A 21193-nucleotide genomic window follows, 5' to 3' on the forward strand; every position below is an offset into this window, starting at 1 on the left:
AACCGGCGCAGAGCGCCGGTAGCGGGGACAAATCGGAGGTTTTTTTTAAAACGGTCCCAAAAACAGGAGAGATACACTCTCGTCACACATTCAGAGATGGCATTCAGGCATTCAGGCATTCAGGCATTCAGGGCATAGCTCAGCATGGCCTGCAGCTTGCTGTCGAAGAACCAGGGCAGGGTCAGCATCAGCAGGCCGAGCAGTCCGGCCAGCCGGTGGCGATACTGCCAGCCGGCTATCAGCACCAGACCGCCGCAGAGGGTGGTCAGGATGCCTGACATAGGCTGGCCTCCCGACGGGCACGACGCTGCTGTGCCCACTGGTTCAGGGCGACCGAGCCCAGGATAAGGGCCAGTGCCACGGCCGTGGTGGAGTGCACCTGCTCGCCGAGGAAGAGGGCACCCAGCATGACGCCGAACAGCGGCACCAGGTAGTTGCTGAAGGAGGCGAAGGTCGGGCCCGCCTTCTGGATCAGCGCCATGTAGAGGAAGTAGACCAGACCGGTACAGAAGACCCCCAGCACTGTCACTGCGCCTATGGCCTGCTGGCTCGGCAGGGTGAGGGCGCTCAGATCGGTGACAAAGGGCGCGGCCAGCAGCAGCTGGATGGCTGACGAGATCAGTATGTTGCGGGCCACTACCACGGGGTGGTCCTTGGCGAAGCGCTTGATCATCAGCAGGCCGATGGCGAAGCAGCTGGCGCCGAACAGTATGGCCATGGCGCCGAGCAGACCGGCGTTCATGCCGTTGGCCAGCTTGGGCCAGAACAGCACCAGCACGCCGACGAAGCCGATGGCCACGGAGAGCAGACCGCCCTTGGTGATTCTTTCACCAGAAATAAACAGGGGCGCAGCCAGAATGGTCACAAAGGGGATACAACCCATGACCACGGCGGCGATGGCGCTGTCCACATACTGCTGACCCCAGGCCACCATGATGAAGGGGATGGTGGCGTCGAGCAGGGCGATCAGCATATAGGTACGCCAGGGGGTGTGCTCGCTCTTGAGGCGCATGAACAGGCAGAGCAGACCCAGGGTCAGGCTGCCGCACAGGGCGCGACCGGCTGCCACCATGATGGGGGGCAGTTCGGTAACGGCCTGATGCATGAAAATGAACTGGGAGCCCCACAACAGGCCTATCGCCAGCAATAACAGATAGCTACGCATGTTAATCTCCGATGTAATTCGCCCGCGCATTCTATGCAATCTGCTACTATGCCAAAAATGAATTGTCGTCATTCAACTATGGCCAATATCGATGGAACTCCCCCTCTCCCGCCTCGACCTCAACCTGCTCAATGTGTTCGACATGCTGATGCAGGAGCGCAACGTCACCCGTGCAGCGGAGCGGCTCCACCTCTCCCAGTCCACCGTCAGCCACGCCCTGGGGCGATTGCGCCAGGCGCTGGATGATCCCCTGTTCGTCATGAGCCGGCGGGAGATGATGCCGACCGAGCGGGCCAAGGCCCTGGCCGGCCCTGTGCGCCAGGCGCTGGCCATGCTGGAGCAGGGCTTGCGCCAGGCCAAGGGATTCGATCCCGCCAGCGCCCAGCGGGTGTTTCGCATCGCCACCCCGGGCTCTGTGGAGCACGGCCTGGTGCCGACCCTGGTGGAGCGCATGGTCCAGCAGGCGCCCCACTGCAGGCTGGAGGTGTGCGAGCTGGCGGACAGCGACTATGAGCGGGAGCTGGAGAAGGGGGAGCTGGATCTGGTGATCGGCTTCGCCGGCGCCAATCATCTCTCCCCCCGCCTGTGGCGCGAGGAGTGGTTCAGCAATCCCCTGGTCTGCCTGTCGCCGCTCGGCAGCAAGCTGCCCGATGAACTGGGGCCGGACGAGCTGGTGAGCCGCCCCCACATCCACACCTCCAGCTGGGGACACAGCCAGGCCATGGTGGATCTCTGGCTGGCCCGCTTCGGGGTGGCGCGGGAGCTGGGGGTCAGGTTGCCGAGCTTTATGGCGGTGCCGCAGCTGATGGCGACCGGTCGCTATCTGGTTGTGGTGCCCGAGATGATAGGGCGCCACTTCTGCCGCCACTACCCGCTGCGGCTGCATCAGCTGGAGCCCGCCATTCCCATCGTCTACCTGATGGCGGGCCACCCGCTCAGCGCCCACGACGAGGCGATCGGCTGGTTCAAGGGGCTGCTGCACCGGCTCGCCTTCGAGCGTTACGGTGCAGATGCGCTGGGTGCGCCGACTCAGCGCAACCCGGCGAAGTAGTCCAGTCCCATGGCGCTTTTGACCTGGGCCAGTACCTCGTCGGTGAGGGCGCGGGCCTGCAAGGTGCCCTGATAGAGCAGAGCCAGCAGCTTCTCCTTGTCGGCGATGGCCGCCTGACGGCGCTCCCGCATGGGGGCAAGCAGGGTCTGCAGGCAGTCGTTCAGCACCTGCTTACAGCGCATATCGCCCAGCCCGCCGCGCTGGTAGTGGGCCTTCATCTCGGCCACCAGCGCCTTGTCCGGGTGGAAGGCATCCAGATAGGCGAACACCGTATTTCCCTCCACCTGACCCGGATCGCTCACCTTGAGGTGGTTGGGGTCGGTATACATGGCGAACACCGCTTGCTTGATCTCGTCCGCCGACATGCCGAGCTCTATGGTGTTGCCGAGGGACTTGGACATCTTGGCCTTGCCGTCTATGCCGGGCAGGCGGCCGGTGTCGCTCAGTATCGGCTGGCACTCGGTCAGCACCTCCTCGCCCACCAGGGCGTTGAAGCGGCGCACTATCTCGTTGGTCTGCTCCAGCATGGGCAGCTGATCCTCGCCCACCGGCACATGGGTGGCGCGAAAGGCGGTGATGTCGGCGGCCTGGCTGACGGGATAGACCAGAAAACCGGCCGGCAGGCTGCGCTCGAACCCTTTTTGCTGGATCTCCGCCTTGACGGTGGGGTTGCGCTCCAGCCGGGCGACGCTGACCAGATTGAGGTAATAGGTGGTGAGCTCGGCAAGGGCGGGCAGGGCGCTCTGCAGGCAGAAGGTGGTCTTGGCAGGATCCAGGCCGACTGCCAGATAGTCGGCCATCACCTCCAGCACGTGATCTGTCACCTTGGCCGGGTTGTGGCCGTTGTCGGTCAGCGCCTGCAGATCGGCGATCATCACGAATTGACGGTAATGGTGCTGGGCCTCGACGCGCTGGCGCAGGGAGCCGACGTAGTGGCCTATGTGCAGTTTGCCGGTGGGGCGGTCGCCGGTCAGTATGATGGGGTTGTGCATGTCACTCTCTCCAGTTGGGGTGGGCCGGGAGGCGACAAAGGGATGAAAACAATGACCGCCTCTCGGCGGTCACGGTGTTTTCTTTGGGAAAAATTACATAGAAAAGCAGTGCCGCCTGTTTATAAGCAGCACCACCAGTAGTTGTGATTGACGATGGTCATGTTCATGGCAAATCAAGCTACGCCTGTTTGATCACTTCTGCAAGGGCACGACCAGCAGATCGCAGGGCACCGTATTCATCAGCTGACGGGCGCTGGAGGTGAGCAGGCTCCAGAAGCTCTGGCGGTGGCCGCACACCAGCAGGTCTATCTGGTAATCCTTGACCGCCTGATTGACCCGCTCGCTCAGATCGCCGCAGATCACCAGCTTCTTCTCTATGGGGTAATCCACCGAGGCGAGGAAGGCCTCCAGCTTCTCTTTCGCTTCGGCGATCACCTGATCCTGCACGTTGTCGATGTCGATATCGATCATCTCGGTGTAGAGATCCTTGAGGTCCACGTCCACATGGATCACCGACAGCTTGGCGCCATTGGAACGGGCCCGGTCGACCGCCTTGTCGATCACCTTGCGGTTGTCTTCCGACAGGTCGATCGCCGCCAGTATGTGCTTGTAATAGGTTCCACTCATGGGAATTCTCCTCACTGATCCTGGGTTCACTATACCAATGTCCGCTGAAACTAAAACGGCGATGTCACCACAGTTTCAGGATTTGCATGGCAAGCCCGTACTCCCTGGTTGCCATTGCGGATAAAGAGTCGCACATATTTTGAACAGGAGTTTGAAGCCGATCACAGCCGCTCTATTGCCCCGACCCAGGGAGGGGAATAGGATGTGCCCGTGCTTCGCAATGAACACAACACAACAAAAAGCATCTGAATAACGCTTTGGGGAGCCTTGTGCTCCCTCTTGTTTTTCTACCTTCCTTTCTCTGCTCCGACCCCTTCTATATCAAGGTAATCTGCTCCGTCATGGCTATGCTGTAGCCAATTCAAGCGGAGGTCTCTCATGATTATTCATCCTCAGATCCAGGGTTGCGTGGCCCGCAACTGCCATCCCATCGGCTGCCGCGCCGCCGTGCAGCAGCAGATCGCCAGCGTCAAGGCGGCGGGTCCCTTCAACGGGCCCAGGCGAGTGCTGGTGCTGGGGGCCTCCTCCGGCTTCGGGCTGGCGTCGCGCATAGCGCTGACCTTCGGGGCCGGCGCCGACACCCTGGGCATCTCGTTCGAGCGCGGGCCCTCCGACAAGGGGCTCGGCAGCGCGGGCTGGTACAACAATATCTGGTTTCGCCAGGCGGCGGAGCAGGAGGGACGCATCGCCATCAACCTGATCGGCGATGCCTTTTCCGACGCCCTGCGACAGCAGGCCATCGACGGCATCCGCCAGCAGCTGGGCCAGGTGGATCTGGTGATCTACTCGCTGGCGAGCGGCATTCGGGTGCTGCCTGATGGCACTCAGGTGCGCTCGGTGCTCAAGACCACGGGCCAGCCCTTCAGCGGCTGGGGGCTGGATCTGGAGCAGGACACCCTGGTGCCGCAGTCATTGTCTCCCGCCACTCCTGAGGAGATCCGCGACACAGTCACAGTGATGGGCGGCGAGGATTGGCAGCTCTGGCTGCAGGCGTTGCAGCAGGCCGATTGTCTCGCGCCCGGCGCGCAAACCGTGGCCTACTCCTACATAGGCCCCGAATCCACCTATCCCCTCTATAGAGACGGCACCATCGGTTATGCCAAGGAGCACCTGCACGCCACCGCCGAGACCATCAACCTGCAGCTGGCCGAGCTCGGCGGTCACGCCTGGGTGTCGGTCTGCAAGGCGCTGGTGACCAAGGCGAGCGCCTATATTCCTGTGTTGCCGGTTTATCTGGGCCTGCTGATGGGGGTGATGAAGGAGCGGGGCGTGCACGAGGGTTGCATCGAACAGATGCAGCGGCTGTTTGCCGCCAAGATGTATGGGCCCCATGGGGTGGTGGCCGACGGCAACCGCCTGATCCGGATGGATGATCACGAGCTGGACCCGGCCATTCAGGCCGCCGTCTCGGCGCTCTGGCCCAAGGTGACGCCGGACAACTTCCACGCTCTGGGGGACTTCGCCGGGCTGCGCCAGGACTTCATGGAGCTTAACGGGTTCGAGCTACCCGGCGTCGACTATGGGGCGCCGGTGGATGTTGCCTCCCTGACCGAGTTGCTGCCCTGAGTCAGGTGCCTGTCTCAGGCGACGTTGCAGGCTGGCTGGTTGGGGGCCGGGGCTAGTATGGTCTGGTTGCGCCCCTGACGCTTGGCCTGGTACATGGCCATGTCGGCCCTGTGGATCAGCTGGCTGAGGCTGTCATCGTCCGGTGAGCGCTCCGCCACCCCTATGCTGATGGTCATGTGGGGGGCGGCCAGGTAGGCGATCCGGTTTCTCAGCTGTTCGGCCAGCCGCCAGCAGGTGGCGCCGTCCTGCGTCATGGCTACCAGAAACTCCTCTCCCCCCCAACGCCCGACCTGTTGCAGGTCAGGTGCCCAGCTCTTCAGTTCCCGGGCCAGCTGCCGTATGGCCTGGTCCCCGGTCTGGTGGCCGTGCCTGTCGTTGATCTGCTTGAAGTGGTCGATGTCGATGATGAGCAGGGTCAGTGGCGCATCCAGCTGCCACTGCTGCTCCAGTTGCTCCAGCAAGGCGCGGCGGTTCGGCAGCCCGGTCAGCTGATCGAAGGTGGCGAGCTTGTAGAGGTGGCGCGAGCTGCGGTGCAGCCTGTGGGTGGTGAGCCCGAGCAGGATCAGGGCACCGATCAGCAGGACGACCAGCATCAGCTGGTAGTAGCGGGCGCTCTGCTGATACAGCAGTTGCTGGCGCTTGTTCTCGTTCTCCTGCTGCAACGCCAGGTTGCTGGCCTCGCTGCGGGCCAGGTCCATCTCGACCTGGAAGGCGGCGGCATGCTGGCTCAGGGTCTGATTGAAGTGCTGCCTGTAGTGCTGCATGTAGCGGGTCATGACACCATAGGCCTCGGGGTAGCGTCCCAGATCTGCCAGCAGCCTGGCCTGCATCGCCTTGCCCTCTATGCTGACCGGGCCTGGCTGGGTCGTCAGCAGTTGCAAGGCCAGCTGGGTCTCCCCCCGTCCCTGCAGGGTTCTGGCCCGGATCTCGGTCAGCCGGGAGGCGGCATGGGGATAACCCAGCCCCTCATAGATGGCTTGCGCCTCCTCCAGGCTCTGCCAGGCCGAGTGCCAGTCTCGCTGCGCGTTGAACACCATGGCCCTGTAGCCGAGGACGATGGCGCGATAGTGGGGCGAGAGCCCGGGGGTGGCCAACAGGGCATCGAGCAGCTCGCTCGCCCGATCGGGGCGCGCCATGTCGATGTAGAGCCGCGCCATGTTGGCCCGGATGATGGCCTGACTGTTGGGTTCGTTCAGTCGCACCATCTGTCCGAGGGCATCCTGATAGTAGGTCTCGGCCTCCCGGTGGAGGTTGAGATCGGCATAGAGGTTGCCAAGGGTCATCATCAGGCGGGCACACTGCAGGGTGGAGAGGGTGCTTCTGGGCCCTTTCTGCTTGAGCTGGAAGGCGGTCTTGAGCTCGGCGATCGCCTCCTTCATCTGCTGGGTACGGTAGAGGGCGAGGCCATTGAGGGCATGCCACTCGGACTCCTGCTGGAGATGGCCCAGGACGGCTGGCCTGAGCTGGGTCAGCAGCTGGAGGGCCTGCTCGGGAGTCTCGGTATCCAGGGTCAGGGCTATCTGTTGCAATCTGAAGTCGAGCAGGCGCTGGCTTTCTTGCTGGGCACTGGCCAGCCCGCGGGCGCGGGCGTTGTCCAGCAGGGCCTGCTGGTAGCGCCCCAGGGCGGCCTGGGCAAGGGCTCTGGCATGGAACAGCTCCATGTCCTGCTGCGGGCTGGCGTCGAGGCGCTGCAGATAGCCGACGGGATCGCGCGCCGCCTGCAATTCAGCCTCTTCCAGCAAGGAGGGAGTGGCCTGCAACTGGGTTATCCAGAGCAGCGCCAGTGCCATAATGAATCTCATTGAATCCTTTCCCAGACCACTGGCGCCATCATAATGGCTGACGCCACCTACACCATGTTTCTTTGCTTCTCTATAACCGTATGGGGGACAGGATGAGGCGAGGCCGGGTCACAACTGCGAGCGCTGACCGCTGTATCTGGTTGCGTCAGGCTGCAACAGTGGCGACAATCGTGACCAAATCACAGTGGAGAATCATCATGTTGGCCAAAGCCATGATCGAGAAGTTGAACGAGCAGATTAATCTTGAATTCTATTCCTCCAATCTCTACCTGCAGATGAGCGCCTGGTGCGAGGACAAGGGCTTCGAAGGGGCTGCCACCTTCCTGCGCAAGCACGCCGCCGAGGAGCGCCAGCACATGGAGCGCCTGTTCACCTACGTGAGCGAAACCGGCGGCATGCCGCTGCTGGGGGCCATAGATGCGCCTCCCCACGAGTTCAACTCGCTGGGGGACATCTTCCGCACCACCCTGGAGCACGAGTTCCACATCACCAAGTGCATCAACGGCCTGGCCCATGTGGCATTCACCACCCAGGACTACTCCACCTTCAACTTCCTGCAGTGGTACGTGGCCGAGCAGCACGAAGAGGAAAAGCTGTTCAAGAGCATCGTCGATCGTCTGTCGCTGGTGGGCGAGGATGGCAAGGGTCTCTACTTCATCGACAAGGAGCTGGCCGAGCTGGCCAAGGGCGCCCCTGCCAGCATCATGGACGGCAACGCCTGATAGTCGTGGACACTTAGTGTTCAGCCAGTACAATACGGCCCCCTTGTGGGCCGTTTTCGATTGATGCAGCCATGAAACCGCGCTGTGGTTTCTGCCGGATGCGATGACGGCCCCTTGGCAGGGGCCGTTTTTCTTTTGATGGGTGCGTGATGATGAAGCAGTTTGATGTGGTGGTGATCGGGGCCGGTGCGGCTGGCTTGATGTGTGCGGCCCAGGCCGGTTATCGGGGGCGATCCGTGCTGCTGCTGGACAACGCCAAGAAACCGGGCCGCAAGATCCTCATCAGCGGCGGCGGTCGCTGCAACTTCACCAACCATCAGGCCGGTCCCCACGCCTTCCTCTCCGGCAATCCGCACTTCTGCAAGTCGGCGCTGGCGCGCTACACCCAGCAGGACTTTATCGATCTGGTGGACAGGCACGGGGTGAATTATCACGAGAAGACCCTGGGCCAGCTGTTCTGTGACGAGAGCGCCAAGGAGATAGTCGAGGTGCTGCTCACCGAGTGTGACTGGGCCGGAGTGACCCTGCAGTGCCAGACCGAGATCCTCTCCGTCAGCAAGACGGATGATGGCTTCCTGCTCGACACCAGCAAGGGCGAGATCCGTTGCCACTCCCTGGTGGTGGCGACCGGCGGCCTCTCCATGCCCAAACTCGGCGCCACCCCCTACGGCTTCAAGCTGGCAGAGCAGTTCGGCCTCACAGTGCTGCCCACCCGCGCCGGTCTGGTGCCTTTCACCCTGCATCAGGAACAGAAAGAGGCCTTCGCCGATCTCGCCGGGGTCAGCCTGCCGGTGGCGGTGACCGCCGAGGATGGCACCCGCTTCAAGGAGGCCATGCTGTTCACCCACCGCGGCCTCTCGGGCCCCGCCATACTGCAGATCTCCTCTTTCTGGCTGGCGGGGGAGAAGATCCACATCAACCTGCTGCCCGAGCTGGATATTGCGGCGGCCCTCAAGGCCTGGGCGCTGGCGCACCCGGCCCAGGAGCTGAAAACCGTGCTGGGACGCGAGCTGCCCAAGCGCTTCGTCGACAAGCTGGTGGAGCTGGGGCAGCTCAACAGCAAGCCGATGCGTCAGTACAACGAGCGGGAGCTGGAGGCGGTGGCCACCCTGCTGGGGGACTGGCAGATACTGCCGAACGGCACCGAAGGCTATCGCACCGCCGAGGTGACCCTGGGGGGCGTGGATACCAACGAGCTCTCCTCCAAGACCATGGAGGCGCGCAAGGTGCCCAGTCTCTACTTCGTCGGCGAGGTGGTGGACGTGACCGGCTGGCTCGGCGGCTACAACTTCCAGTGGGCCTGGTCATCGGGCTGGGTGGCGGGGCAGTATTGCTGACCAGCCTTAGTTCTCATCAACTTCAGACGCGGCCTCTCAGGCCGCGTTTTTTATGGACGGTCTTCCGTGAGGGGCATCTATTAACCCTTTCTGATGGTCGGCAAAAAAGCGGTCAGCAGGCCGATCAGCGGCAGGTAGGCGCAGAGCTGGTACACGGTTTCTATGCTGGTCGCATCGGCCAGCTGGCCCAGCAGGGCGGCGCCTATGCCCCCCATGCCGAAGGCGAAGCCGAAGAACAGACCGGAGATGGTGCCGACCTTGCCGGGCACCAGCTCCTGGGCGTAGACCAGGATGGCGGAGAAGGCCGACGCCAGGACGAGGCCGATGATCACCGAGAGCACCGAGGTCCAGAACAGGTCGACGTGGGGCAGCAGCAGGGTGAAGGGGGCAACGCCCAGGATGGAGATCCAGATCACCCGCTTGCGGCCGATGCGGTCACCGACAGGCCCACCGAGCACTGTGCCCGCCGCGACGGCGAACAGGAAGGCAAACAGATGGAACTGGGCGCTATCCAGCGACAGGCTGAACTTGTCCATCAGATAGAAGGTGTAATAGCTGCTCAGGCTGGTCATGTAGAAGAACTTGGAGAACATCAGCAGGCCCAGAATGGCCAGCGACCAGCCGATCTGGCGGCGGCTCAGGCCGCTGCCGGCATGGGCCTTCATCCGCTTGTGGAAGTTGGCCCCGTGCTGGCTCGACCAGCGCCCGACCAGGCAGAGCACCATGACGCCCACCAGGGCGAACAGCGAGAACCAGGCCGCGCTGCCCTGTCCCTGCGGCACTATGATGAGCGCGGCTAGCAGCGGACCTATGGCCGAGCCGAGGTTGCCGCCGATCTGGAACAGGGACTGGGCCAAGCCTGGCTGGCTGCCGGCCGCCATGCGGGCGACCCGGGAGGATTCCGGGTGGAAGACGGACGAGCCCATGCCGATCAGCATGGCCGACAGCAGCACGGCGCCAAAGCTGCCCGCCTGTGACAGGGATAGCAAGCCGATCAGGGTAAAGCCCATGCCGAGGGGCAGCGAATACGGCATGGGCCTGCGGTCTGTGTAGAGGCCGATCAGCGGCTGCAACAGCGAGCCCGTGAACTGATAGGTGAGGGTGATGAGCCCAATCTGGGTGAACGACAGGTCGAGGCCGAGCTTGAGCAACGGATAGATGGCCAGCAGCACCGACTGCATCATGTCGTTCAACAGGTGCGAGAAGCTAATCGCGGCAATCACCGGATAAGTGGTGGTGTTCAGGGGGTCGGCCGAGGGCAGGGCGGCGATCGGCGTGTCGGTACTCAAGGTCTTGTCCATGGGTGAGGTATCTGCGGTTTCATACTCCCTCTACCATGCCTTATCCCGGTGCGTCTGGACATAACCAAAGTGGGCGAACGCCGGGGTTGCTCTCGATCGGCGTGCAAGCCGTTCATGCTGAAGGTGTGTGGATGGCAGGTCAGATCTTGTGCTTGGCGCCTGGCGGATTAGTATAGAAAGCCTGCCGCCGCTATCCGGCCCATCGCCCGCCATGGAGGGAACATGTTCGAAAGCCTGGGAGTCATCAATGTCTGGACCTATCTGGTGGGGCTCTTCTTCATCATCATAGCGCCGGGCCCCAACTCGATTTATGTGCTGCGCACCGCCGCGGTGCGGGGCATAGGGCCTGGCTATCGCGCTGCCCTCGGGGTCTTCGTCGGCGATGCCATTCTCATCTTCTGCGCCTACCTGGGGATCGCCTCCCTCATTCGCACCACCCCCTTGCTGTTCACTCTGGTGCGCTACCTCGGCGCCATCTATCTGCTCTATCTGGGGGTGAAGATCCTCCATGCCAACTTCATTGCCAAGGGCGAAGGGCAGGAATCCGCGGTGGAGCTGGGGGAGCGCTATTTCTCCAAGGCCCTCACCTTAAGCCTCACCAACCCCAAGGCGATCCTCTTCTACGTTTCCTTCTTCGTGCAGTTCATCGACTTCAGCTATGCCCACACCTGGATCTCCTACCTGGTGCTGGCCGGAATGCTGGAGGCCATGAGCTTCGTCTATCTCACCCTGCTGATCTTCGGCGGCACCCTGATGGCGCGTTTCTTTGCGCGCAAGGTGCGTCTCGCCAAGCTGGGCAACGGTCTGATCGGCCTCTTCTTCATGGGCTTCGCGGCCAGGCTGGCGACCCTGTCGTCCTGATCCCGTCCTTTCCTGCTCCATCGGGCTGAATATGGCAGCGCTATGCCTCCCCGGCACCTGCCTGCGGTACACTAGGGCTCGATGAGAGGGCCTCTCTCTTTTCAATCCTGCCGCCGTGGTCTCATGTCCCTGATTTGATCGGGGTCAGCCGTCCACGGCCAGATTCCTTCTATAGTGCGCCCCTTTGTGGCCATAGGCCGGAGGGCCCCATGCTCGAAAATCAGATGATGTTGTTGGCGGTGTTTGAACGGGCGGCGCTGATGCTGATGACGCTCTTCCTCCTGACCCGTACAAGGCCGTTCCAGCGATTGTTCCAGAAGCGGGATCACACCCCGGCTGAGCTGCTGCTGGTGGCCGCCATCTTCGGCCTGTTCGCCGTGTTCAGCACCTACACCGGCATTCCGGTGGAGGGGGCGCTGATCAACGTGCGGATCATCGCCATCATCTCGGGCGGCATACTGTTCGGCCCCTGGGTCGGCATCCCGGCCGGTGTCATCTCGGGGCTGCACCGCTATCTCATCGACATGGATGGTCACACCTCCATCCCTTGCCTCATCGCCAGCATCATCGCCGGTCTGCTGGCGACCTGGCTGCACCTGAGATGCCGCAAGTCACGACTCTGGCTCTACGGCATACTGGCGGGCATGGCCTGCGAGGGGTTGACCATGCTGCTGATCTGGCTGCTGACCGAGCCCCATGCGGTGGGAGTGGAGATCGTCAGCCACATCGCCTATCCGATGATCGCCGGGACGCTCTGCATCGGTCTCATCATCAAGCTGGTGCAGGATCTGGATGACGAGAAGGAGCTGATTGCCGCCAAGCAGGCCAAGCTGGCGCTGGACATAGCGAACCAGACGCTGCCCTTCTTCCAGAACATAGATCGCCACTCCCTCGGTCAGGTGTGCGCCGTGATCCGGCGCGAGATCGACGCCGATGCGGTGGCCATTACCGACACCCGGGACGTGCTGGCCTACGTGGGGGTGGGCAAGGATTACTACGAGCTGGACGAGCACCACGCCATCAGCGACATGACCCAGAGAGCCGTGCTGCTGGACCAGATCATCATCAACAACGATCTACGCCAGTATCACCTCTCCGATTTTCACTCTGTCATCATCATCCCGCTGCGGGAAAACGGCGCCGTCAGCGGTACCCTCAAGATCTACTATCGCCGCACCCACAGCATCACCAGCTCGTTGCGGGAGATGGCGGTGGGCCTCTCCCAGCTCATCTCCACCCAGATGGAGGTGTCGCGCATCGAGCAGCTCAAGGAGATGACCCGCAAGGCGGAGTTCACCGCGCTGCAGAGCAAGATCAACCCGCACTTCCTGTTCAATGCCCTCAATGCCATCTCGTCCCTCATCCGCATCCGCCCCCAGCAGGCGCGCCAGCTCATCGCCAACCTGGCGGACTACCTGCGCTACAACCTCAACAAGGGGGACGAGCTCATCGACATCCAGGAGGAGCTGCAGCAGGTTCGCGACTACGTGGCCATCGAGCAGGCCCGCTTCGGTGACAAGCTGGAGGTGGTGTTCGAGGTGGACGACGTCCACATCCAGGTGCCCTGCCTGCTGTTGCAGCCCCTGGTGGAAAACGCCATCCTGCACGGCATCCAGCCCCGCAGCGCCCCGGGCCGGGTCACCATAGAGGTGAAGCAGCTGGCGGGTGGCATCCGGGTGGCGGTGCGCGATACCGGTTACGGCATCAGCCAGGCGGTGATCGACGGAGTGGCCGCCGGCCGGGTGGAGAGCCGCAGCATCGGCCTGATGAACGTGCATCAACGGGTTAAGCTGCTCTATGGGGACGGCCTGCACCTCAAGCGGCTGGAGCCGGGTACCGAAGTCTGTTTCTATCTGCCGGATCAGGAGGCGATGCCATGTTGAGAGCCATCACTGTTGAAGACGAGTCGCTGACTGGAGAGGCGTTGTCATGTTGAAAGCCATTAGTGTCGAAGATGAATGTTTGATGCGGGAGGCGCTGGCCTCTCCTGCGTTCCCTCAGGGGGCGATGTCATGCTGAAAGCCATCATAGTGGAAGACGAATACCTGGCCCGGGAGGAGCTGATCTACCTGGTGAACCAGCACAGCCAGATAGAGATAGTGGCGAGCTTCGAGGATGGGCTGGAGGCGTTCAAATACCTGCAGGATCACGAGGTGGATGTGGTGTTCCTGGATATCCAGATCCCCTCCATCGACGGTCTGCTGCTGGCCAAGAACCTGCACAAGTCGAGCCATCCGCCCCACATCGTCTTCGTCACCGCCTACAAGGAGTTCGCGGTGGAGGCGTTCGAGCTGGAGGCGTTCGACTATATCCTCAAGCCCTACAACGAGCCGCGCATCATCAATCTGCTGCAAAAGCTCGAACATGCGGGCAAGTCGCAGCCGGTGCAGGGGGAGGTGAGCAGCCCGCACAATCGCACCATCAACCTAGTGAAGGGGGAGCGCATCATAGTCACCCCCTGCGAGCAGATCTACTACGCGGAAGCGGACGAGAAGCTCACCTATGTCTACACCCGCACCGATCGTTACGTGATGACCATGGCCCTCAGCGAGTTTGTCAGCCGCCTGCCGGCGGAGGGCTTCTTCCGCTGCCACCGCTCCTACTGCGTAAACATCAACAAGATCCGCGAGATAGTGCCCTGGTTTAACAGCACCTATCTCATCCGGCTCCATGATCTGCCGTTCGAGGTGCCGGTCAGCCGCAGCAACATCAAGGCGTTCCGTCAGCTGATGCGCCTCTGATTGTCATTCATGCCTGCCGATCTGCATTTCATGCCTTAATCTGTCGGCGCGAGCCGCGTCTTGCCTATAGTGGCCTCAATTTCCTTATGGCCATTCCCCGAGACGCATCATGACTAAAGAGATGAATCGCACCCGGTATCTGACCCTGATCGGTACCATCATCACCCAGTTTGCGCTGGGCTCCGTTTACACCTGGAGCCTGTTCAACGCCCAGCTCTCCGACAAGCTGGACGAGCCGGTGAGCCAGGTGGCCTTCGCCTTCGGCCTGCTCAGCCTGTCGCTGGCGGTGGCCTCCTCCCTGGCGGGCAAGCTGCAGGAGCGGTTCGGGGTGCGCAACGTCACCCTGGGGGCTGGCGTGCTGCTCGGCATCGGCTTCTTCCTCACCGCCCACGCCAGCAACCTGGCCATGCTCTACCTCTGCGCCGGCATACTGGTGGGCTTCGCCGACGGGACCGGCTACCTGATGACCCTCTCCAACTGCGTGAAGTGGTTCCCGGAGCGCAAGGGGCTGATCTCCGCCTGCTCCATCGGTGCCTATGGCCTCGGCAGCCTCGGCTTCAAGTACATCAACCTGCTGCTGCTCTCCAACAACGGGCTGGAGGCGACCTTCCAGCTGTGGGGGCTGATCGCCATGTCCATGGTGCTGGTGGGCGGCATGCTGATGAAGGATGCGCCCCAGCAGGCCGCCTCAGTGCAACAGACCGAGAGCCGCGATTTCACCCTGGCCGAGGCCATGCGCAAGCCGCAGTACTGGATGCTGGCGCTGATGTTCCTCACCGCCTGCATGAGCGGCCTCTATGTCATCGGTGTGGCCAAGGACATAGGCGAGAAGATGGTGGGCCTGCCAGCCGTGGTGGCCGCCAACGCCGTCGCCATCATCGCCATGGCCAACCTGGGTGGCCGTCTGGTGCTGGGCATTCTCTCCGACAAGATGTCCCGCATTCGGGTCATCACCATAGCCCAGCTGATCACCCTGGCGGGTATGGTGCTGCTGCTGTTCGTGCCCCTCAACGCCAATCTGTTCTTCGTGGCGGTAGCCTGCGTGGCCTTCAGCTTCGGCGGCACCATTACCGTCTACCCCTCCCTGGTGAGCGACTTCTTCGGCCTCAACAACCTGACCAAGAACTACGGCGTCATCTATCTGGGCTTCGGGCTGGGCAGCATCATAGGCTCCATAGTCGCGTCCCTGTTCGGCGGCTTTATGGCGACCTTCAACCTCATTCTGGTGTTGCTGGTGGTAGCGCTGGTGCTCTCCCTCACCATACGGCTGCCGGCCCCGGTTGCGGTGGCGGCGGATCGGGGCTGACCTGGTCCCCATTGCGGTAAAAAAAGACCCGGGCATTGGCCCGGGTCTTTTCGTTGGTACCAGCGACGCTTAGCGCGGCGGCAGGCCCAGCAGGGCGCGCAACTGGTGCGCGGTGGCCTCGACCGCAGACCAGTCGGTGCCGGTGACGGTCACATGGCCCATCTTGCGGCCGGGGCGGGCGTCGCCCTTGCCGTAGAGGTGCAGGTGCACGCCGGGCAGGGCCAGGGCGCCGGCCCAGTCAGGGGTGCCGCCCTGCCAGAGATCCCCGAGCAGGTTGAGCAGTATGGCGGGCTGAACGTCAGCCTGCGCCGGCAGCGGCAGATCGCACAGGGCACGGACCTGCAGCTCGAACTGGCTGCAACCGGCGTTGTCGATGCTGGGATGGCCCGAGTTGTGGGGGCGGGGCGCCATCTCGTTGACCAGCAGCGCGCCGCCCACCAGGAAGAACTCCACCGTCAGCACGCCCACGTAGTCGAGGGCGGCGATGATGTGCTCGGCGATGCGCTGGGCTTCCGCCTCCAGGGCTGGGACATTGGCCGGGGAGCGGGTCTGATCCAGGATGCCGCCACTGTGCCAGTTCTGCACCAGAGGCAGGGCGCTGATGGCACCGCTCGGGCTGCGGGCCAGGGTGAGGGCAAACTCCCCCTCCAGCGGCAGGCGCTTCTCCAGCACGCAGGGCACACCGCTGGCGGCCAGGGCTGCTGGCAGCTCGGCGGCTTCGAGTATGGTCCACTGTCCCTTGCCGTCGTAGCCTTCGCGGGCTGTCTTGAGAATGGCGGGGAAGAGGTCGCTGGGCAGGGCCGGCAGCGGCTCGCCCGGCAGCAGGGTCAGGTTCGTGGCGACCGGCACGCTGGCGCGGGTCAGGAAGGCTTTCTCTTCCCGGCGATCCTGGCAGACACGCACTGCGCTGGCCGCAGGGCGTACCGGCAGGTGCTGCTCCAGCAGGGCCAGGGAGGCGGCCGGCACGTTCTCGAACTCGCAGGTGACGGCATCACAGCGGCTGGCCAGATCGCGCAGCGCCTCGGCGTCGTCATAGGCTGCCACTATCTGGGCGTCGGCCGCGGCGCCGGCGATGCTGGCGGGATCCGGATCCAGCACTATCACCTGATAACCGAGGCGGTGGGCTGACATCACGAAGTAGCGGCCGAGCTGGCCGCCACCTAGCATGCCGAGGGTAGCGGGGGGCAGTATCATGCCGGGTCCTCCAGTTGCAGGGCCAGCACCCGATCCCGCTCGTTGGCACGGAAGCTGTCGAGCTGCTGGTGATAGCGAGGGGCGTCGCCATCCTGGGCAACCGACAGCAGGGAGACGGCAAACAGACCGGCGTTAGCGGCACCCGCCTCGCCGATGGCGAAGGTGGCGACCGGCACCCCCTTGGGCATCTGCACTATGGAGAGCAGAGAGTCCATCCCCTTGAGCTGACGGGTCGGGATGGGCACACCCAGCACAGGCACTGTGGTCTTGGCGGCCAGCATGCCCGGCAGGTGGGCGGCCCCGCCAGCCCCGGCGATGATGGCGCGCAGGCCGCGTTCGCGGGCACTGGCGGCATATTCGAACAGCAGATCCGGGGTGCGATGGGCGGAGACGACGCGCGCTTCATAGGGCACGCCGTGCTCCTTGAGGATGCGGGCGGCCGCTTGCATCACGGGCCAGTCGGAGTCAGAGCCCATTACCAGGCCGATCATTGGGGGGGTCGTCATTACGGCTTCCTCGGGGGTGTCAAACGTTTGCCGCATGTTACCAAAAAGCCGTGGGACCTGGCTCAACATTTCTTGCGTCTGACTCCTTCAGATTGTGCCCAACGGCGGCCATGACAGAGGTGCAGGGTAGCATCTGTGCCACTCGACACCCTCTTGTGGGAAAAAGTGATTGTAGCAATCCAGATGGCTATACATCCAATCCGGCTCTGCCTATAATCCCCCCGCTTTGGCGCATCATGCTTAAAAGGGAATCCGGTGAGAATCCGGAGCTGGCGCGCAGCGGTAAGGGGGAACGAAGCGACATCAGGGCACTGCCGTCAGGTGGGAAGCCGTCGCCGTAGGCCATCAGCCCCCAAGTCCGAAGACCTGCCAAAGTTCGTATTTCGGGCCGAGAGAAACCGGCCACGAAGTAGATGCTTACGCGAACTTAAGGATCTCTCATGTCCAAGAAATTATTGGCGGCTGCCCTGTTGCCAACGGCGGCCTTTGCCCAGTCTTCCCTTCCTGCCAATGACACCATGGTAGTCACCGCCAACCGGGTGGAACAACCCGTCAGTGCTGTGCTGGCTCCCGTGGTGGTGATCGATCGCGCCGAGATTGAATCCCGCCAGGTATCGAGCCTGACGGATCTGCTCAAGACCCTGCCCGGGGTACAGATCACCACCCTGGGTGGCCGGGGCCATATGAGCAGCCTCTTCATCCGCGGCACCAACTCCAACCACTCCCTGGTGCTGATGAATGGCCGCCCCATCGCCGCCATGGTGGCTGGCACGCCCGATCTCAGCCAGATCCCCCTCGGCAACATAGAGCGCGTCGAGTACATCCGCGGGCCGCGCGCCGCCGTCTACGGTTCCGATGCCATAGGTGGCGTCATCAACCTCATCACCAAGACCTCCGCCAAGAGTGGCAGCGAGACCCACCTGAAGGGCGGCGCAGGCAGCCATGGTTATGGTCAGGGCCAACTGCGTACCGTGCAGGCTCTGGGCCAGCAGACCGACATGAACCTGCTGGTGGGCTATGAGCGGACCGATGGGTTCGACGTGGTGGCCGGTGCCCAGCAGCCGGATCGGGACGGCTTCGACAGCCTCAATGGCCAGGTCGGGATGAACCATGCCTTCAACGACGCCTGGAGTGCCGATTTCAACGCCCAGGGTTATGACAACCAGACCGAGATGGACGATGCCTATCAGTCGGCCGACCAGAGCCGGGTGAAGGCCTTCCAGTACGACGGTGGCCTCAAGTTCCAGAGCGAGACCCTGACCAGCCGGCTGGAAGCCAGCTATGGCGAGAACAAGCTGAAGAGCTGGCTGGAGAGCCAGGGGGAATCCAGCGCCCAGCCGATCCACACCGGCTTGACCCGCTTCTCCTGGATCAACAGCTGGAGCGGCATCGAGGGGCTCAACCTGACCGGTGGCGCCGACTGGCAGCAGGAGCAGATGAAGTCCGATTCGCGCAGCTATGGTCAGGCCTTCAATGCCCCGGATCGCGACAACACAGGTCTCTTTGCGGTGGGCAGTTATCGCTGGCAGGCCCTGCTGTGGGAGCTGTCCGGCCGCACCGATGACAACGAGCAGTATGGCCGCCACAACACCTGGTCCGCCGCCAGCGGGCTGGACATAGATGACAACCACAACGTGCGGTTGAGCTACGGTACCGGCTTCAAGGCGCCGACCTTCCTCGATCTCTACTATCCCGGTTATGAGAACCCGGATCTGAAGCCGGAAGAGAGCAAGAACCTGGAGCTGGACTTCTCCGGCCGTTACACCGCCTGGGATTGGTCAGTGAACCTCTATCGCAACCAGATCCAGAACCTGATCTCCTGCCAGAGCGCCTTCTCCAGCTGCAAACCGGACAACACGGATGCCGAGATCCGCGGCGTGGAAGTGGCGCTGGGGCTGGAAACCGGTCCGCTCCATCATGACCTGAGCTTCGATTACACCAAGACCGAAGACAAGAACGACGGCGATCAGCCGCTGCTGCGCCGCGCCAAGCAGAAGGCGAGCTGGCTGACACAGGCACAGCTGGGCCCGGTGGATCTGTCGACCGAACTGCTCTACGTGGGCAAGCGGGACGACAAGGACTTCAGCAGCTTCCCCGCAGAGCGGGTGGTGCTGAGCTCTTACACCCTGGTCAATCTGGGTGCCAGCTACGGGGTGACGCCTGCGCTGACCCTGGGCGGTCGCATCGACAACCTGTTCGATCGTGACTATGTCCCGGCCTATGGCTATGCCTCACCGGGCACCGAGTTCAAGCTGACCGCCGACTACCGTCTCTGATCTGCCGCTCTGCTTATATAGAGAGGAAAAAGCGAGGCCCCGCCATGTGCGGGGCCTTTTCTATTGGCCGCTGGCGGGAGTATGATCGCCGCCTCGCATCCAAGGGGGAGCTCTGGTGGCCAATATTCTCGTGTTCGACTCCGGTATGGGCGGCTTGACCGTCTATGGGGAGATCCGTCGCACCCTGCCGGCGCACAACTATTTCTACTGCTTCGACAACGCCCACTTCCCCTATGGCGAGCTGAGCGAACCAGAGCTGATCTCTGCCTGCACCGGTTTGGTCAGCCACATGGTGGCCGAACACGCCATCGATCTGGTGGTGATCGCCTGCAACACCGCCAGCACCATAGCCCTGCCATCCCTGCGAGCCACCCTTAGCATTCCCGTGGTGGGCGTGGTACCCGCCATCAAGCCTGCCGCCGCCCTGACCCGCAATGGTTGCATCGGTTTGCTGGCAACCCCGGGCACCGTCAGCCGCGAATATACCCATGAGCTCATCGCCCAGTTCGCGCCGGGCAAGCAGGTGTTGCTCAAGGGAGCGACCGAGCTGGTGATCGAGGCCGAGCGCAAGCTGGCGGGACAGCCGGTCAACATGGGGCTGCTGCGAGAGGTGCTGGCTGACTGGATGGAAGGGGAGGAGAGGCCGGATACCCTGGTGCTGGGCTGCACCCATTTCCCGCTGCTGGGGGATGAAATCCGGCAACTGATGCCGGAGTGCCAACTGGTGGACTCGGGCAATGCGGTGGCAAGGCGGGTGGCTCATCTGCTGGCCTCGCTTCCATCCACCCTGACTGGCGAAGGGCAGGGCCACGCCTATTGCAGCCTGCTGGATGCGCGGGCCCAAAAACTGACAGCCCCCTTGCAAGCATGGGGGCTGTCATCACTCGAAGAGGTGCTGTGCTGAGTCTTCAGGCGTCGACGTCGGCGCCTTCCCTCTCATCCCTGTCCCGCTTGTCGTTGGCTTCACGTACCTTGAGGGTGCGCTGCTGATACTCCTTGTCATTGAGCGCGGCTATGGCCTTGGCCGCATCGGCGACCGGCATCTCAACAAATCCGAAGCCCCTGCGCTTGCCAGTGGCCTTGTCTTTCATCAGACGGACGGAAATCACCAGACCCTGCTCGGCAAAGAGCTCGCGCACGGCAATCTCGTTGGCACGGTAGGGCAGGTTGCCTACATATAAGGTGCATGTTTCTTGGCTGGCGTTCTGCTCGGCCACAGCGGCAGGAGCCCGGTTAAGGAACAGCGGTACCACGAAACCGCCAATGGCCAGACCTACGGCAAAAATGACTTCGGCTTTCAGGGAAAACTGCAGGGCCTGGGCAACCAGATAACCGACCAGCGCCAACACCAGAGCGAGAACGGCCGCCTGCACATAAACGGGAAACTTGGATAAATTCATCTTTAAAGACCTTTTGTAAATGAAAGCAAAAAAGGTGCAACACTCTATTCACCTCCATGGTAACCAGCTTTACGACAGGACGCTACCATGGACCACTTGGGACACATTATCCGCTTCAGTATGGCATTCCTTAAGCAAGGAAGACCCGGTTAAATGCCAATAAAACAGAGCTGAAATCATCAGCTTGTGGATAACATTGTATATATACACTGGGTAAGCTGTTTCTAACTGGATAATTTGAAGTTTCCGTGACTTTCTTCAAAAAATCCCTTGTCATCGTGATCCGGCTCCCTATAATGCGCCCCTACCAGCACGGCGGAACACGCCGAACTGATGAGCCAGCTTC

At 62.5% G+C, this 21193-nt stretch carries 19 protein-coding genes and 1 riboswitch; of the genes, 10 read left to right on the top strand and 9 right to left on the bottom strand.

Features of this window, described 5'->3' with window-relative positions; all coding sequences use genetic code 11:
- Window positions 1-119: 119 nt before the first annotated feature.
- Both OC537_RS20070 and OC537_RS20075 read right to left on the bottom strand, forming a co-directional pair.
- Complete coding sequence (locus tag OC537_RS20070; protein ID WP_005326376.1) at window positions 120-281, bottom strand: hypothetical protein; 162 nt, start codon at window positions 279-281, stop codon at window positions 120-122.
- Complete coding sequence (locus tag OC537_RS20075; protein WP_111911414.1) at window positions 266-1165, bottom strand: DMT family transporter; 900 nt, start codon at window positions 1163-1165, stop codon at window positions 266-268. The genes OC537_RS20070 and OC537_RS20075 overlap by 16 nt, the downstream gene beginning before the upstream one ends.
- Window positions 1166-1256: 91 nt before the next feature.
- Between OC537_RS20075 and OC537_RS20080 the strand changes: the two genes are divergently transcribed.
- On the top strand, window positions 1257-2216 hold the full coding sequence (locus OC537_RS20080; protein WP_262113907.1) for a LysR family transcriptional regulator: 960 nt from the start codon (window positions 1257-1259) through the stop codon (window positions 2214-2216).
- On the opposite strand, the gene trpS is transcribed toward OC537_RS20080, so the two are convergent.
- Window positions 2195-3208: a tryptophan--tRNA ligase gene (gene trpS, locus OC537_RS20085; protein WP_262113908.1), complete on the bottom strand. Its 1014-nt coding sequence runs from the start codon at window positions 3206-3208 to the stop codon at window positions 2195-2197. The genes OC537_RS20080 and trpS overlap by 22 nt on opposite strands.
- Before the next feature lie 192 nt (window positions 3209-3400).
- Complete coding sequence (locus tag OC537_RS20090) at window positions 3401-3835, bottom strand: universal stress protein (RefSeq protein WP_025325220.1); 435 nt, start codon at window positions 3833-3835, stop codon at window positions 3401-3403.
- A gap of 378 nt (window positions 3836-4213) precedes the next feature.
- Here OC537_RS20090 and fabV point away from each other — a divergent pair, with 378 nt between their 5' ends.
- The gene (gene fabV / locus OC537_RS20095) at window positions 4214-5401 is read left to right on the top strand and encodes an enoyl-ACP reductase FabV (protein ID WP_262113912.1); all 1188 of its coding nucleotides are present in this window, start codon (window positions 4214-4216) and stop codon (window positions 5399-5401) included.
- Window positions 5402-5415: 14 nt separating this feature from the next.
- Here fabV and OC537_RS20100 read toward each other — a convergent pair whose 3' ends face one another.
- Window positions 5416-7191, bottom strand: a complete 1776-nt coding sequence (locus OC537_RS20100) for a diguanylate cyclase domain-containing protein (RefSeq protein WP_316044163.1) — start codon at window positions 7189-7191, stop codon at window positions 5416-5418.
- Between the two features lie 209 nt (window positions 7192-7400).
- On the opposite strand from OC537_RS20100, the gene ftnA reads away from it, so the two are divergent.
- Together ftnA and OC537_RS20110 are read left to right on the top strand one after the other, a co-directional pair.
- Window positions 7401-7925: a non-heme ferritin gene (ftnA, locus tag OC537_RS20105; RefSeq protein WP_005326403.1), complete on the top strand. Its 525-nt coding sequence runs from the start codon at window positions 7401-7403 to the stop codon at window positions 7923-7925.
- A gap of 152 nt (window positions 7926-8077) precedes the next feature.
- A complete protein-coding gene (locus tag OC537_RS20110; RefSeq protein ID WP_262113932.1) occupies window positions 8078-9262 on the top strand; it encodes an NAD(P)/FAD-dependent oxidoreductase in 1185 nt (394 codons plus the stop codon).
- 80 nt (window positions 9263-9342) lie between these two features.
- Here OC537_RS20110 and OC537_RS20115 read toward each other — a convergent pair whose 3' ends face one another.
- Window positions 9343-10563, bottom strand: a complete 1221-nt coding sequence (locus OC537_RS20115) for an MFS transporter (RefSeq protein ID WP_262113917.1) — start codon at window positions 10561-10563, stop codon at window positions 9343-9345.
- 222 nt (window positions 10564-10785) lie between these two features.
- On the opposite strand from OC537_RS20115, the gene leuE reads away from it, so the two are divergent.
- From leuE to OC537_RS20135, 4 genes are all read left to right on the top strand, one after another.
- Complete coding sequence (leuE, locus tag OC537_RS20120; RefSeq protein ID WP_106885341.1) at window positions 10786-11424, top strand: leucine efflux protein LeuE; 639 nt, start codon at window positions 10786-10788, stop codon at window positions 11422-11424.
- Window positions 11425-11633: 209 nt separating this feature from the next.
- Complete coding sequence (locus OC537_RS20125) at window positions 11634-13307, top strand: sensor histidine kinase (RefSeq protein WP_234570694.1); 1674 nt, start codon at window positions 11634-11636, stop codon at window positions 13305-13307.
- A 129-nt stretch (window positions 13308-13436) separates the two neighbouring features.
- Window positions 13437-14165 (top strand): LytR/AlgR family response regulator transcription factor, encoded by a 729-nt coding sequence (locus OC537_RS20130; RefSeq protein WP_262113920.1) that lies wholly within the window; start codon window positions 13437-13439, stop codon window positions 14163-14165.
- Window positions 14166-14274: 109 nt separating this feature from the next.
- Window positions 14275-15471 (top strand): MFS transporter, encoded by a 1197-nt coding sequence (locus tag OC537_RS20135; RefSeq protein ID WP_167402191.1) that lies wholly within the window; start codon window positions 14275-14277, stop codon window positions 15469-15471.
- A gap of 69 nt (window positions 15472-15540) precedes the next feature.
- Here OC537_RS20135 and OC537_RS20140 read toward each other — a convergent pair whose 3' ends face one another.
- Window positions 15541-16665: a 5-(carboxyamino)imidazole ribonucleotide synthase gene (locus tag OC537_RS20140; protein WP_262113923.1), complete on the bottom strand. Its 1125-nt coding sequence runs from the start codon at window positions 16663-16665 to the stop codon at window positions 15541-15543.
- Entirely contained in the window at window positions 16662-17171 is a 510-nt protein-coding gene (gene purE, locus OC537_RS20145) for a 5-(carboxyamino)imidazole ribonucleotide mutase (protein WP_025325239.1), read from the bottom strand. Before purE ends, OC537_RS20140 begins: the two co-directional genes overlap by 4 nt.
- 210 nt (window positions 17172-17381) lie before the next feature.
- A riboswitch (cobalamin riboswitch) is annotated at window positions 17382-17560 on the top strand.
- A gap of 51 nt (window positions 17561-17611) precedes the next feature.
- Here purE and OC537_RS20150 point away from each other — a divergent pair.
- Both OC537_RS20150 and murI read left to right on the top strand, forming a co-directional pair.
- Window positions 17612-19447, top strand: coding sequence for a TonB-dependent receptor domain-containing protein (locus tag OC537_RS20150; RefSeq protein ID WP_106885337.1), 1836 nt, complete (start codon window positions 17612-17614; stop codon window positions 19445-19447).
- A gap of 115 nt (window positions 19448-19562) precedes the next feature.
- Entirely contained in the window at window positions 19563-20351 is a 789-nt protein-coding gene (gene murI, locus OC537_RS20155; protein WP_262113926.1) for a glutamate racemase, read from the top strand.
- A gap of 4 nt (window positions 20352-20355) precedes the next feature.
- Here murI and OC537_RS20160 read toward each other — a convergent pair whose 3' ends face one another.
- Window positions 20356-20847, bottom strand: coding sequence for an RNA recognition motif domain-containing protein (locus OC537_RS20160; protein ID WP_025325242.1), 492 nt, complete (start codon window positions 20845-20847; stop codon window positions 20356-20358).
- Window positions 20848-21193: the final 346 nt, after the last annotated feature.

The sequence above is a fragment of the Aeromonas sp. Marseille-Q5825 genome (assembly GCF_946892685.1).
In the GTDB taxonomy this organism is placed as follows: Bacteria; Pseudomonadota; Gammaproteobacteria; order Enterobacterales; family Aeromonadaceae; genus Aeromonas; species Aeromonas rivipollensis.

Bases quoted from the DNA above. Each gene is read 5' to 3' on its own strand.
- OC537_RS20070 (WP_005326376.1), bottom strand. From the start codon at position 281: ATGTCAGGCATCCTGACCACCCTCTGCGGCGGTCTGGTGCTGATAGCC.
- OC537_RS20135 (WP_167402191.1), top strand. From the start codon at position 14,275: ATGACTAAAGAGATGAATCGCACCCGGTATCTGACCCTGATCGGTACC.
- OC537_RS20075 (WP_111911414.1), bottom strand. From the start codon at position 1,165: ATGCGTAGCTATCTGTTATTGCTGGCGATAGGCCTGTTGTGGGGCTCC.
- OC537_RS20160 (WP_025325242.1), bottom strand. From the start codon at position 20,847: ATGAATTTATCCAAGTTTCCCGTTTATGTGCAGGCGGCCGTTCTCGCT.
- leuE (WP_106885341.1), top strand. From the start codon at position 10,786: ATGTTCGAAAGCCTGGGAGTCATCAATGTCTGGACCTATCTGGTGGGG.
- OC537_RS20140 (WP_262113923.1), bottom strand. From the start codon at position 16,665: ATGATACTGCCCCCCGCTACCCTCGGCATGCTAGGTGGCGGCCAGCTC.
- trpS (WP_262113908.1), bottom strand. From the start codon at position 3,208: ATGCACAACCCCATCATACTGACCGGCGACCGCCCCACCGGCAAACTG.
- OC537_RS20125 (WP_234570694.1), top strand. From the start codon at position 11,634: ATGCTCGAAAATCAGATGATGTTGTTGGCGGTGTTTGAACGGGCGGCG.
- fabV (WP_262113912.1), top strand. From the start codon at position 4,214: ATGATTATTCATCCTCAGATCCAGGGTTGCGTGGCCCGCAACTGCCAT.
- OC537_RS20130 (WP_262113920.1), top strand. From the start codon at position 13,437: ATGCTGAAAGCCATCATAGTGGAAGACGAATACCTGGCCCGGGAGGAG.
- OC537_RS20080 (WP_262113907.1), top strand. From the start codon at position 1,257: ATGGAACTCCCCCTCTCCCGCCTCGACCTCAACCTGCTCAATGTGTTC.
- OC537_RS20090 (WP_025325220.1), bottom strand. From the start codon at position 3,835: ATGAGTGGAACCTATTACAAGCACATACTGGCGGCGATCGACCTGTCG.
- ftnA (WP_005326403.1), top strand. From the start codon at position 7,401: ATGTTGGCCAAAGCCATGATCGAGAAGTTGAACGAGCAGATTAATCTT.
- OC537_RS20100 (WP_316044163.1), bottom strand. From the start codon at position 7,191: ATGGCACTGGCGCTGCTCTGGATAACCCAGTTGCAGGCCACTCCCTCC.
- purE (WP_025325239.1), bottom strand. From the start codon at position 17,171: ATGACGACCCCCCCAATGATCGGCCTGGTAATGGGCTCTGACTCCGAC.
- OC537_RS20150 (WP_106885337.1), top strand. From the start codon at position 17,612: ATGTCCAAGAAATTATTGGCGGCTGCCCTGTTGCCAACGGCGGCCTTT.
- OC537_RS20110 (WP_262113932.1), top strand. From the start codon at position 8,078: ATGAAGCAGTTTGATGTGGTGGTGATCGGGGCCGGTGCGGCTGGCTTG.
- OC537_RS20115 (WP_262113917.1), bottom strand. From the start codon at position 10,563: ATGGACAAGACCTTGAGTACCGACACGCCGATCGCCGCCCTGCCCTCG.